At 61.8% G+C, this 12,379-nt stretch carries 11 protein-coding genes; all 11 read right to left on the reverse strand.

What is annotated here, in order from left to right; all coding sequences use genetic code 11:
* Positions 1-68: 68 nt before the first annotated feature.
* The 11 genes from BM235_RS11075 to BM235_RS11125 all read right to left on the reverse strand — a co-directional run bounded on the left by BM235_RS11075 (position 69) and on the right by BM235_RS11125 (position 12,241).
* Positions 69-1,568: an AAA family ATPase gene (locus BM235_RS11075; protein ID WP_090112731.1), complete on the reverse strand. Its 1,500-nt coding sequence runs from the start codon at positions 1,566-1,568 to the stop codon at positions 69-71.
* Positions 1,561-2,094, reverse strand: a complete 534-nt coding sequence (locus tag BM235_RS11080) for a hypothetical protein (protein WP_090112734.1) — start codon at positions 2,092-2,094, stop codon at positions 1,561-1,563. Before BM235_RS11080 ends, BM235_RS11075 begins: the two co-directional genes overlap by 8 nt.
* A gap of 239 nt (positions 2,095-2,333) precedes the next feature.
* Positions 2,334-2,858 carry a cell wall elongation regulator TseB-like domain-containing protein gene (locus BM235_RS11085; protein ID WP_090112736.1) on the reverse strand — a complete coding sequence of 175 codons (525 nt, stop codon included), beginning with the start codon at positions 2,856-2,858 and terminating at the stop codon, positions 2,334-2,336.
* Positions 2,855-4,159: an amidohydrolase gene (locus BM235_RS11090; RefSeq protein WP_090112738.1), complete on the reverse strand. Its 1,305-nt coding sequence runs from the start codon at positions 4,157-4,159 to the stop codon at positions 2,855-2,857. Before BM235_RS11090 ends, BM235_RS11085 begins: the two co-directional genes overlap by 4 nt.
* Positions 4,156-4,842, reverse strand: a complete 687-nt coding sequence (locus BM235_RS11095; protein ID WP_090112740.1) for a redox-sensing transcriptional repressor Rex — start codon at positions 4,840-4,842, stop codon at positions 4,156-4,158. Before BM235_RS11095 ends, BM235_RS11090 begins: the two co-directional genes overlap by 4 nt.
* A complete protein-coding gene (gene dinG / locus BM235_RS11100; RefSeq protein ID WP_090112742.1) occupies positions 4,839-7,988 on the reverse strand; it encodes an ATP-dependent DNA helicase DinG in 3,150 nt (1,049 codons plus the stop codon). Before dinG ends, BM235_RS11095 begins: the two co-directional genes overlap by 4 nt.
* A gap of 63 nt (positions 7,989-8,051) precedes the next feature.
* On the reverse strand, positions 8,052-8,714 hold the full coding sequence (locus tag BM235_RS11105; protein ID WP_090112744.1) for a hypothetical protein: 663 nt from the start codon (positions 8,712-8,714) through the stop codon (positions 8,052-8,054).
* 70 nt (positions 8,715-8,784) lie between these two features.
* On the reverse strand, positions 8,785-9,168 hold the full coding sequence (gene panD, locus BM235_RS11110; RefSeq protein WP_090112746.1) for an aspartate 1-decarboxylase: 384 nt from the start codon (positions 9,166-9,168) through the stop codon (positions 8,785-8,787).
* The gene (gene panC, locus BM235_RS11115) at positions 9,165-10,076 is read right to left on the reverse strand and encodes a pantoate--beta-alanine ligase (protein WP_090112756.1); all 912 of its coding nucleotides are present in this window, start codon (positions 10,074-10,076) and stop codon (positions 9,165-9,167) included. The genes panD and panC overlap by 4 nt, the downstream gene beginning before the upstream one ends.
* Positions 10,073-10,936, reverse strand: coding sequence for a 3-methyl-2-oxobutanoate hydroxymethyltransferase (gene panB, locus BM235_RS11120; protein ID WP_090112757.1), 864 nt, complete (start codon positions 10,934-10,936; stop codon positions 10,073-10,075). The genes panC and panB overlap by 4 nt, the downstream gene beginning before the upstream one ends.
* Before the next feature lie 309 nt (positions 10,937-11,245).
* Positions 11,246-12,241 (reverse strand): biotin--[acetyl-CoA-carboxylase] ligase, encoded by a 996-nt coding sequence (locus tag BM235_RS11125; protein ID WP_090112759.1) that lies wholly within the window; start codon positions 12,239-12,241, stop codon positions 11,246-11,248.
* Between the last annotated feature and the right edge of the window lie 138 nt (positions 12,242-12,379).

The following is a 12,379-nucleotide window of genomic DNA, read 5'->3' on the forward strand; positions in this document are numbered from 1 at the left end:
ACGAGAATAAAAAACGAGGCCGTCCCGCAGCCTTGCTCGGCTAAGCGGAACGGCCTCTTCGATGTCGGTCAGGCGGCTGCGGCGCTCAGATGCGCGCGGAGCTCGTCGCCCGACAGCGTCTCTTCGCGGATCAAAACGTCGAGCAGCTTCGCGAACGTCTCCATATGAGCGGACAACAGCTTGCGGGTGGCGTCCGTCAAAGCGTCCAAAATGGCTCCGTTTTCCTTGGACCACTGCTCCGCGGTCAGCGCTTCGGGATGAATGATCCCGAGATCCGTCATCCCCGACTCGATCAGCGTCTTGACGATATTGGTCGCCTGGTCGAAGTCGCCGCGCGAGCCGGTGCTCCGGCCGCCGTAGTGCAGCTCTTCGGCGACGGCGCCGCCGAGCGCGATCTGGATCTGCGCCTCGAGATAAGTTTTCGTATACAGGTAGCTATCCTTGCGCGGATGGTGACGGACATAACCGAGCGCCTGGCCCCGCGGCGTCAGCGACACCTGCGCGACGCTGCCCGGCCGCACGCGCTCTGCGACGATGGCATGGCCGAGCTCGTGAAGCGCCACGCGCTCCCGCTCCTCGCTCGTCGTCTCGCGGTCCATCCGCTCGCCCATCATGACTTTGTCGATCGCCTGCGCCAGATGCGGCGGACGAAGAACTTCGCTCTCTTCGCGCATGGCGTAGATCGCGGCTTCGTTCATGACGCTCTCGAGCTGCGCGCCGGAGAAGCCGAACGTCTCCTCGGCGACCTTCGCCAGCGATACCTCTTCGGCCAGCGGCTTGTTCCTCGCATGCAAGCGGAGAATATGCTCGCGTCCGTGCCGGTCCGGCATGTCGACTTGGATGTGCCGGTCGAAGCGTCCGGGACGGGTGAGCGCGTTGTCGAGCAGTTCCTTGCGATTGGTCGCGGCGATGATCAGCACGCGGACCGACTCGTCGCCTTGAATGCCGTCCATCTCGGTCAGCAGCTGGTTCAGCGTCTGGTCGTATTCTTTATTCTGGCTGCCGTCGCGCTTGCCGCCGATCGCATCGATCTCGTCGATGAAGATGATCGCGCTGTCGCGCTTCTGCTTGGCGGCCAGCGTACGCGCTTGGCGGAAGATGTCGCGGATGCGGCCGGCGCCGACGCCGACGTACATCTCGACGAACTCGCTGCCCGACGCCGCTACGAACGCCGAATTCGTGTGCTTTGCCGCAGCCTTGGCAAGCAGCGTCTTGCCCGTTCCCGGAGGGCCCGTGAGCAGGATGCCCTTCAGCGGACGAATGCCGAGCTTGGCGATCCGCTCGCGCTGGACGAGAAAGTCGAGCGCCTCGACGAGCTCGCGCTTGGCCTGCTCCTGTCCGCCGATATCCTCGAACGTCAAGTATGCGGGCGGACGCGAAGGTCCTTTGCGCGCCGCGCCTCCGAACGCCATGCCGCTGCGCGATTTGGCCATGAACAGCAGGCCGGTGACGAGCCCCGCGCCGAGCAGCAGCGGGAGCGCGGGCACGCCGATGAAAATCATGAAGACGATAAATACCGGCACGAAGCCGATCGCGATCTCTTTACCGTAGGATCTCCAATTACGCATTCGGCCACACCTCCAATTGCTCGCCCTGGCGAGGCAAAATCACGAACTTGGCGCTGCCGGAAAGACGCAGGCTGATATACACGTTTTCCTCGTCGATCTCGGTCGAAGCGGTGAGCCCCGGCGTCTGTGCCTGGAGCTTGGCCATCGCGTCGCGGATATCGGTATATTCCTTGCGGTCCATCGCCTGCGCGACGTCGAACAATGCCGAACGCCAAATTTTCTCGAGCGCTTCATTATTCGAATTTTCCGCGACCAGCTTCAAGCTCTTCGATCCGATCGCGCGTGCGCCTTCTTCCTTGACCGTTCTATATACATCCGCCAAATCCGCGGAATCGCTGAGCTTTACCTTGATCGTAACGTTGTCCGCATTCATGTCCGAGCTGGCCGATTCGACGCCCGGCACCTTGGCTGCAGCGCGGTCGAGCGGCTGCTCCACGCCATAATGACGATAAGCAAACCATCCGCCGAACAACAGCGCCACCGATACCACGGCCGTCGTCGCTATAGGAAGGATTCGCAATTTCATTTAGGCATTGGCCTCCTTTAGTCTGATGTAAAATGTAATCCTGTCTCCATTGCATCAACAATACATCAGCTAGTATATCATAATCTGATAGACTAAATATATATCAATGCTTAAAAAGTTGTGTCAAATATTTGCGTGCGGGGTAAATGATAGGTTGCATGCAAAAAAAGACCCGCGCCGCAAGGGCGTGGGCCGGAATCGAATCCTTATGAGACCGATAAGCTGCGAGACGAAAAAGGCTAGGAGACCAAATTATACGTCCTGAGCTCGCTTCCGTTCTTAAAGGAATAAAAGACGATCGCCTGCCGTTTCGTACCGGGATCGTCGATATAGCGAATCTCCCAGGCCGGCTGCCCCGAAAACCAACCGGGCAGCAGGCGCGCGATCTTTTTGCCCGGATGATCCGCATTGAACCGGCTTCGGATGCCGTCCTCGCCATAGCCGTCCGCGACTTTCTCCTTGACCGCGCCGTCCTCGCGCAGCCACACGAACCAGTCGGTATCGGAGGCGTCCTTGCCCTCCACGACCCAGACCGAATCGTCCCATACATGCTTGGAAACGGCGTCGACCTCGGTCAGTCCCGCTTCCTGCTTCGCCCTCGAGACCGCGGCCCTTTCCTCGCCCCGGTATCCGGCATCCGCGCTTCGGATATAGACGACGAATACGACCGCGATAAATACGAGAAAGCCGAGGGCGATCAGCGTCAAACGCCACCCCGTCCAGGCCGAATGGCGTCTCCGTTCGGAGATGCGGCTCGGCGTCATCCCCGCAGCCTCTCGAAGCAGCGCTGCGCTTCATAACGGATCCGTTCGACGTCGAGCGTCAGCAGCTCCCGGTCGCGCAATATGCGCCGGCCGTCGACCCATACGTGCGCGACGTCCGCGCCGCTGGCCGAATAGACGAGATGCGAAATATAATCGGTACGCGGCATAAAGTGCGGCTTGTCGATCGAGACGGCGGTAATATCGGCCTTAAAGCCCGGACGAAGGCTGCCTGTCACGTCGCCGAGACCGATCGAACGGGCGCCGTAAATCGTGCCCATGCGCAGCGCCTCGGCAGCCGGAACCGCCGTCGGATCGCCGGATACGCCTTTGTGGAGCAACGCCGCGAGCCGAATCTCTTCGAACAGGTCGAGATTGTTGTTGCTCGCCGCGCTGTCCGTGCCGAGCGAGACGGTCACGCCGGCGCGCAGCAGATCGGGCACTCTCGCGACGCCGCTGGCCAGCTTCAGGTTGCTGACCGGATTGTGGGAGACGGCGACGCGGCGCTCGGCAAGAAGCGCGATCTCGTCGTCGTTCAGATGCACGGCATGCGCGACGAGCGACGGGCGGGAAAAGAGGCCGAGCTTGTCCAGATGCTCGACGGGGCGCGCGCCGTATTGCTTCACGTTTAACGCGACTTCGGCAGCGGTCTCTGACATATGCGTATGCAGCGGCAGATCGAGCTCGTGAGCGGCCGCTACGATGCGTTCGATGTAGTCGGGCGGGCATGTATACGGCGAGTGCGGGGACATCATCACCTGGATACGGCCGTTCTCCGCGCCCTGCCAATCCTTGGCGAACTGGATCGCGTCGCTCAGCTTCGCGGTCTGGACGTCGGGCGGGCAGAGGCCGATGACGCCGCGCGTGAGCGTCGCCCGAAGTCCGGCTTGCGCGGCGACCTCGGCGACTTTGTCCATATGGTCGTACATATCGACGAAGGTGGTCGTGCCGCTCAGAATCATTTCCGCCGCGGCAAGGGACGTCCCCCAATAGACGTCCTCTCCCGTGAATTTCGCTTCCATCGGCCACATATGGTTTTCAAGCCAATCCTGCAGGACGAGATCGTCCGCCAACCCGCGAAGCAGCGACATCGCCGCATGACCGTGCGTATTGATCAATCCGGGCATGAACAGCAGTCCGCTGCCGTTCACGATCTCCTCCGCCTGGTCGCGAAGCTCCGCCGGAGCGGCGCCCTCTCCCGATGCGGCGATATAGCCGTCCTCGACGTAGAGCCACCCTTCGAAGATTTGCCGTTCCGCGGTCGGCTCCGCGAAAATTCCGTTCTCGATCAACCAACGTTTCATTGTTCCGCTCCTTCTGCGTCTTCGGATTTATCGGGGTCTTCCGCCCCGTCCGTATCCGAATCGTGATCCATATAATAAGCCAAGCTTAGCAGGTCGCTCGTGAAGTCCGCGTGGTGAATGCGAATGCCTGCGGGAATTTTCAACACCGTCGGCGCGAAATTCAGGATCGCGCGGATCCCGGCCTCGACGAAACGGTCCGCGACCTTCTGCGCTTCGCTGGCCGGCACGGTGATGATCCCGATCGAGATGTCCTTGTCCTTCACCTCGTCCGGGAGCAGCTGTATCGGGTTGACGGTCAAATTGCCGATCGACACGCCTTTTTTGGCCGGATCGTCGTCGAACACCGATACGATTTTCATATTATCCTTGAGGTACATATTGTAGTTGCAAAGGGCTCGGCCCAGATTGCCCGCCCCCACGAGCGCCACGTGGATCGGACGGTCGAGGTTAAGAATATGGCGGATCTTCTCGATCAGGTAACCGACGTTGTAGCCGACGCCCTTCCGTCCGAACTCGCCGAAATAGGCGAGATCCTTGCGGATTTGGGCGGGATTGAGATCGAGCTTGTCTCCGAGATCCTGCGAGGACACGGTCTGGACGTCGCTGATGCTGAGTTCGTTCAAGTAGCGCAGATAAATCGGAAGGCGTCTGACGACCGCTTCGGAAATTTTGATTTGCTTCAACTGGACACCCCTCCTTCCCTCGCATCGGTTTCCTGCTTCGGCTTTTTCGCCCTGGTCCGTTTAACCTTGACCTTTTCCGGAGCCGGCTCTGCCGGAGCGCCGGCTTCGCCGGACGGTACGGATGCCGTCTGGCCGGCTTCCCCTGATGCCGGACGGCCGGACGCATCCGGCATCGGTTCGGTGTCCGGTACCGGCGCCGGTTCGGTGTCCGGCGTCGGCGAAGCGTCCGCGGCAGGCGCCGCCGAAGGCGGGCGCTCCGCGTCTGCAGCGGCTTCGGCGCCTGCCGCATGGGCCGGATGCAGCCATTCCCGCACGCGAGGCACCAGGCCCGCTAGCGGCAGATGCTCCATCTTGGGCCCGGGCAGCGAATACAAAAAGTATTTGCCGTAGCTCGTATCGATGACGCGCGTATCGTACAAGATGACGATGCCCTTGTCGGAAGCGGTGCGCACGAGTCTGCCGAAGCCCTGCTTGAACTTGATGACCGCTTGCGGCAGCGACAGCTTCATGAACGGATTTTTGCGCTGCGCCGTGAGACGCTCGCTCTTGGCCTCCGTCACCGGATGGTTCGGCGGCTGGAACGGGAGCCGGACGATCGCGAGACAAGTCAGCGCATCGCCCGGAAGGTCGACGCCTTCCCAGAAGCTGCTCGTGCCGAGCAGCACCGAACGCGGCTGCTCCATGAACTGGCTCGTGAGCCGGCTTCGGCTGCTGCCGTCCATCCCTTGCCCGAGCACTTGGATATCGACCGGCGCGAGCGCGGACTTGAGCGGCTCGTATACGGTCTTCAGCATCTTGTGCGAAGTGAACAGCACGAGCATGCGGCCGCGGGTCTCGGTAGCCACCTCGGCCAGCGATGCCGTCAGCGCCTGCAAAAACGCGGCTTCGCCGTCTCTGCCTTTGATCGACGGAAAGTCCCGCGGAATGAGCAGCAGCGCTTGCTGCCTGTAGTTGAACGGCGAAGGAAGCTGCGCCGTGCGAAGCCTGCCTTGCTGCTCCGCTTCGTCGAGGCCGAGCTGCTCCTTGACGTACTGGAACGACTTGTCCACGGTCAGCGTCGCCGACGTGAGCACGACGCTTTCCTTTTGACCGAACAAGCCGTCCTTCAGCAATCCGCTCACGTCTGCCGGCACGATATACATCCATAGCGAGCGGCTCTTGTACTGGGTATGTCCTTCGATCCAATAGACGCACTCCGTCTCCGACATCGAAACGAACGACTGCAAGTCGCTTCGGACGCCGGACAGCTCTTTGACGGAGCCGTTCATGTCGGTCAGAAGGCTCTGCAGGGCAATGTCCTCGCTTCGGTCGCGGATCTCCGCCAGCAGCTTCTCAAGCGGCCGCACAAGATCGGAAAGCCGCAGCACGACATTGTCGCCGTCGACGCGGATCGACTCCCAATCCCGCGGCAGCGCGTCGGGCTTCAGCCGATAGCTGAGCCCCCCCGTCTCGTCCGCGGCCGCGCCGGATGCAAGCAGGCCGAACAGCCTGTCCGTCCATTGTTCCCACGATTCGCGAAGCTCCTGCACGCGCGGCAGCAGCTCCTCCAGCTTTTCCGCCCACGTCCCGCTCGCGCTCTCCGCCGTCCCGGTCAGTTGCGAGATCAGGCTCGGCAGCTGTCCCGTCCGCGCGTCCTTGGCGAGCCTGGCCAGCGCGGAAGGCAGCGCGCCGTACCCGATCCGTCGTCCGAGATGGTTGCTCGCCACCTCTTCCATATGATGGGCCTCGTCCACGATGAGCCGGTCGTAAGCGGGAAGGAGCCGGTGCTCCGCGCGCATGTCGGTGAATACCATGGCATGATTCGTAATGACGAGATCCGCCTTTAGCGCATCCTGCCGCGCTCGGTGGTAAAAGCATTTGCGGAACCAGGGACACTGACGGTTCAAGCAGGAGTCCGCGTCGCTCGCGACGGCGTTCCACTCTTCCTTGGACCGGCTGCCGAGATTGAGCTCCTCGGCTTCGCCGCGCTCCGTCTCCGACAGCCATACGGCGAGCTGGCCGCGCGCCACGGCTTCCTCGCGGGACAACGCGAACGCCGGCGTCTGCATCTGCTGCTCGAACTTGCGCAGGCACATGTAGTTGCTTCGCCCTTTGAACACCGCCGCCTTGAACGGTACGGGGAGCACGTCCTGCAGAAGCGGGAGATCCCGCTGGCGCAGCTGCTCCTGCAGTTGGATCGTATGCGTCGTCACGACGATTTTTTTATTTTCTTTTAATCCATAATAAAGGGAGGGCAGCAAATAGCCGAGCGACTTGCCCGTACCCGTGCCGGCTTCGACCAGCAGATGGGAATCGTCGGCGAGCGCCTGATGCACCTCGTCGTACATGATGCGCTGCCCTTCTCTTGGCTCATAGCCCGGGAACAGCTCCTTCATGCGATCGGCGACGGTGTCGAGATACGTCTCGAACGGCATGCCGGACAGCATTCGCTCCGCTTGCAGGCGCTGCGCCTCGCGTCCTTCGTCGTCGTCCGTCCAGTCGGCGATGCGCATGGCGAACTGACGATAGTATTGATAGCCGTCCGGTTCTTCGAACCATGTCGTATCCCGCTCCGCCCGAAGCGACGTCAGCAGCCAGCCGAGGTCGCTGCGCTCGCCGTCGGTCAGCTCGCACAGCCGTTCGAGCGTCAGCGTCGGCAGCGCCCTAAGCCTGCCGATGCAAGCCGTCAGAACCTCGGCCGTGGCGAGCGCGTCGCTGTCGGCCTGGTGGGGCCGGTCGTGCGCGATACCAAGACCGTGCGTAATCGCCGTCAGCCGGTACGAAGGCAAAAAAGGGAATACCAGCCTGGCGAGTTCGACCGTGTCCAGCACCCTGCCGGAAAACGGCAAATAACCGCTCTTGTCCAGAGCGGCCTGCAAAAAGGCAGCGTCGAAGCCGGCGTTGTGCGCGACGAGCACGGCATCGTGAAGGAGCGGCACCATCTCCGCTATCGCATCCTCGATCGCGGGCGCATCGGCGACGTCCGCGTCCGCGATGCCCGTAAGCGTCGTTATAAAAGAAGGAATCGCACGGGACGGCTTCACGAGCGATTGATATACGGAAGACACCGTGCCCGTGTCGTCCACGACCGCGATGCCGATTTGTATGATTTCATCGTGCTGGGACGACGTTCCCGTCGTCTCAAAGTCGAGAACCGCGAATTTCATGAATGACTTCCTTTCTTGCACTTCGCCTTCGCCGCGCCGCTCGGTTCGCCGCGCGAGGCAGGCTTAGCCTGGCATGAGCGCCGTCAGTTCGGCGCTGCCGAAGGAGAGCTGTACGCTGTCGGCATCGCAAAGACAGGCGTCCAAATTGTGCTTGGCGTCCGCGAAGCCGGGATCGAGCTCCATCGCCTTGCGGAAAAAATGCTGGGCCTGGGCCAAATTCGCTTGAACCGCCTGCACGCAGCCCATCGCGTTGTAGGCGATCGCTTGAAGCTTGGGCTCGTCGGCCGTTCCCGCCACGAGCTGAAAGTGCCGGTGCGCTTCGACGAATTCGCCGAGATGCATCCGGCTCATCGCCAGATACAGTCGCGCAAGGGACCATTCCGCGTATCGGGCGAGCAGTTGTTCGAACTGGCAGGCGCATTCGCGGAACATATGGAGCTTGAAGTATCCCTGACCCTTTACGAACGGGACGGGCCATTCGGCCGGCGGCACGGGGACCGCGGACTTGCCGTTGAAGCCCCCGGTATCGCCCGCTTGGCGCCGCCGCCTGTAATCGCCCATTTTTTCCTCGAGCGCGAGCCATGACTCAATGATATCATCACTCATCGATTTTAACACGTTCCATTGCTCTTCCAGCGCCAACTTTTCATCCGGCGACGAATTCGGATAGCGTTCGATCATCTCGTCCAGCACGTCGTTCATGGCGGAGAAAAAAGGCTGAATCACGGAAGAAGGCCCCCAGTCGCAGAAGAATTGTATTGCTCATTCTGCGTTTGCCGGAGGCCTTTCATACGCCTTAGACGACGGTCGAATGAGGCTCCTGCGCCATCATTTGAACGACGCGGTTGCCTTCGTCCAATATGGCGACCTTCGGCTTGTGCCGCTTCGCTTCTTCGGTTTCCATGTATCCATAAGCGATAATGATTACCTTGTCTCCGGGCTGTACGAGCCTGGCCGCGGCGCCGTTCAGGCAGATGACGCCGGAACCGCGCGGCCCCGGAATCGTATAGGTCTCGAACCGGGCGCCGTTGTTGTTATTCACGATTTGCACCTTTTCGTCCGGCAAAATATCGACCAGATCCAGCAAATCTTCATCGATCGTGATGCTGCCGACGTAATTCAGGTTGGCTTCGGTCACCGTCGCCCTGTGGAGCTTGGACTTCATCATTTGTCTCATCATAATGGCTGCGCCTCCGGAAGGGAAATCAGAATATTGTCGATAAGGCGCGTACGTCCGAAACGGACCGCCGCCGCGACGATGATTCGCTCGTTAGAACCGGACAGGGCGGCGTCCGGTGCGGGCGGCTGCAGCGCGGGATAGGTCAGCGTCTCGACATAGTCGATATCGGCGATAGGAGAAGCCGAGATGCCTTCCCTCACGGCCGCCGTCAATTGCGCTGCGTTCATGCCCGAATCGATCCAGGCCGGCACCTTGGCCAGCGTACGGGAAATCACGAGCGCTTCGCGCCGTTCGTCGGCCGACAGATATACGTTGCGCGAACTCATGGCCAGTCCGTCCGTCTCTCGGACGATCGGGCACGGTACGATCTCGACCGGTTGGTTGAGATCGGCGACCATGCGTTCGACGACGGCGACCTGCTGGGCGTCCTTCAGGCCGAAGTACGCGCGGTCGGGCTGCACGATGTTCAACAGCTTGGTCACGACGATCCCGACGCCGTCGAAGTGTCCGGGCCGGCTCGCCCCGCACAGGCGTTCCGTGACCCCCGAGACGGTGATCTGCGTCGCCGCCTGGGTCGGGTACATCTCGGTGACGCTAGGCATAAAGACGATATCCGCGCCCGCGCGGGCGGCTACGTCCAGGTCTCTGATCTCGTCCCTCGGGTACCGCTCGAAGTCTTCGTTCGGACCGAACTGAAGCGGATTGACGAAAATGCTAAGCACCGTCAGCCTGTTGTCTTGGGCGGATCTGCCGATCAAGCTCGCATGGCCTTCGTGCAAAAATCCCATCGTCGGCACGAAGCCGACGGATGCGGTCGCGCCGGCCTCCGCCCGATAGGCGCGAATCGCGGCGCGCAATTCCGCGATCGTACGGACGACCGCGGGCGTCGAAGTTAAAGTTGCCGTCATTGGGATTCGCCTCCGTACAGTTTGGTATTCGGCGATTCTTTGGGCTGCGCCTGCATCGGGAACGCATGATTTTCTTCCGGGAACCGTCCAGTCTTCACTTCGTTTACGTATTGTGAAACGGCCCCGCGTATCGTCTCGCCTACGTCGGCGTAGGCCTTTACGAACCGTTTGTCGCGGATGCCCGAGCCGTATCGGATGAGGTCGTGATAAACGAGAACCTGACCGTCGCAGCCCCGTCCGGCGCCGATGCCGATCGTCGGGATCGACAGCGCGCGCGATACGGCCGCAGCCGCGGGCTCGACGACCAGCTCGAGCACGACGGCCGCTGCGCCGGCTTGCTCGAGCGCCTTCGCGTCGGCCAGCAGCCGCGCGGCCTCCGCCTCGTCGCGGCCCTGCACCTTGTAGCCCCCGATCTGCAGCACGGATTGGGGAGTAAGCCCCAGGTGGCCGATCACGGGTATGCCTGCGGATACGAGCAGCGCGATCTCGTCCGCGAGCTCGGCTCCGCCTTCGAGCTTCACTGCATGAGCGCCGCCCTCCTGCATGAGCCGTGCGGCATTGCGGAGGGTCTGCTCCTTGCTCCCGCGGTAGGTCGCGAACGGCATGTCCGTTACGATCATGGTATGGGGAGCGCCCCGAACGACGGCTCTCGTATGGTAGATCATATCCTCGAGCGTCACCGGCACGGTCGTCTCATAGCCGAGCACGACGTTGCCGAGCGAGTCTCCGACGAGGAGAACGTCCACCCCGGCTTCCTCCGTCAATCTTGCGGAGGGGTAATCGTAGGCGGTCACCATGGCGATCGGCGAACCCTGGGCTTTCATCGATTTCAATTTTGGCGGCGTTAACGGTTGACTCATGTCGCTTAAGCTCCCTCCTGTGGGCGGCCAGCCATCCGAGCGCGCAAAAAAACCTTCGTTTGCCCATGAGCAAAGAAGGTGTCCATTCAGCAGGAACGCTTCACGTCCTTCTGTCTCGGTCCCTTGGGCTCAGAGCAGAATCCGCCGCGAATCATCACGGGTATTCGGTTCTTTTCGGTAAAGCTCGTCATTGGTTAGCATGTCTCTCAGTGCGGTTCGTCATGATACCGCCCGAGAGCTATATTATAACAGAGAGGGCGAGGGCCGTAAACGGCCCGATTCCTCCGATCGACGCCTTTGACGACCGTTCTAGCCCTTGGCGTCCGGCAGCGGCGCCGCATCGCCGATCTCCGCCGAATAGATCGTGCGCACGCCGCCGTCCGGCAGCTCGACGCGCAGTCCTCCGCTCTCGTCCAAGCCTCTCGGCACGCCTTCGAAAAATCCATGTCCGGCGTTCAAAGAAACCGTGCGGTTCAACGTCACCGAATAGGTCTCCCAAAGGATGCGGATCGGCTCGAAGCCTCGCTCCTTATACACGGCATACAGCTGCTCGAATTCGAGCAGCACGGCGGCGATCAGCGCCGTACGGTCGAACGCGCGCCCGGCCGCCATCTTCAGAGAGACCGCGCGCGCCAGCAGCTCCTCCGGATAATCGTCGGCATCCAGATTCACCGCGATGCCGAGTCCGACCGCGACATATCGCAAGCGTTCGTCCTCGGTGGCCGACTCCAGCAGGATGCCGCTGATCTTGCGGCCGTCCACGAGCAGGTCGTTCGGCCATTTGATCCCGATCGGCAGGCCGGTCTCGCGACCGAGGCTTCGGCAAAGCGCCACTGCGGCGAGCAGCGTAAGCTGGGGCGCCAGCTGCAGCGGAACGTCCGGGCGGAGCAGCAGGCTCATCGATACGCCGCGTCCGGGCGGCGACACCCACGAGCGGCCCATGCGTCCCCGGCCGTTGTCCTGGCGTTCGGCGATGACGAGCGTCCCTTCGGGCGCGCCCTCTTCCGCGAGCTCGCGCAGTACGTCCTGCGTAGAAGTGACGACCTCGCGAATATGCAGATGCCTGCCGAAAGCCGTAGTCCCGAGCTTGCTCTGGAGTTCTGCGGCATTCAAGCGGGAAGGCCTACCGGTCAGACGATAGCCTTTGCGAGGCACGGCTTCGATCGCGAACCCCTCGGCCTCTAGCTTGCGGATTTGCTTCCATACGGCGGTTCGGCTCACGCCAAGCAGCCGGCTGATCTCCTCGCCGGACACGAACGCGTCACGCTTGCCTTCAAGCAGCGTCAACAGCTGCGATTGTTCCATGGATGCTCCCCTTCCTGTCCGGACCATGTTGGCTCGATTGTTGAACCACGACGAACTACGAGAGGCGATGACGCTCCGGCTCCCTGAATCCGCGCCATCCCCTCCACTACGAGAGGCGATGACGCTTCCGGCTCCCTG

The sequence above is a fragment of the Cohnella sp. OV330 genome (assembly GCF_900112065.1).
In the GTDB taxonomy this organism is placed as follows: Bacteria; Bacillota; Bacilli; order Paenibacillales; family Paenibacillaceae; genus Cohnella.

What these genes read in the sequence shown, in the direction of transcription:
- BM235_RS11075 (WP_090112731.1), bottom strand. Translation starts at nt 1,568, where the DNA reads ATGCGTAATTGGAGATCCTACGGTAAAGAGATCGCGATCGGCTTCGTG.
- BM235_RS11080 (WP_090112734.1), bottom strand. Translation starts at nt 2,094, where the DNA reads ATGAAATTGCGAATCCTTCCTATAGCGACGACGGCCGTGGTATCGGTG.
- BM235_RS11085 (WP_090112736.1), bottom strand. Translation starts at nt 2,858, where the DNA reads ATGACGCCGAGCCGCATCTCCGAACGGAGACGCCATTCGGCCTGGACG.
- BM235_RS11090 (WP_090112738.1), bottom strand. Translation starts at nt 4,159, where the DNA reads ATGAAACGTTGGTTGATCGAGAACGGAATTTTCGCGGAGCCGACCGCG.
- dinG (WP_090112742.1), bottom strand. Translation starts at nt 7,988, where the DNA reads ATGAAATTCGCGGTTCTCGACTTTGAGACGACGGGAACGTCGTCCCAG.
- panD (WP_090112746.1), bottom strand. Translation starts at nt 9,168, where the DNA reads ATGATGAGACAAATGATGAAGTCCAAGCTCCACAGGGCGACGGTGACC.
- panC (WP_090112756.1), bottom strand. Translation starts at nt 10,076, where the DNA reads ATGACGGCAACTTTAACTTCGACGCCCGCGGTCGTCCGTACGATCGCG.
- panB (WP_090112757.1), bottom strand. Translation starts at nt 10,936, where the DNA reads ATGAGTCAACCGTTAACGCCGCCAAAATTGAAATCGATGAAAGCCCAG.
- BM235_RS11125 (WP_090112759.1), bottom strand. Translation starts at nt 12,241, where the DNA reads ATGGAACAATCGCAGCTGTTGACGCTGCTTGAAGGCAAGCGTGACGCG.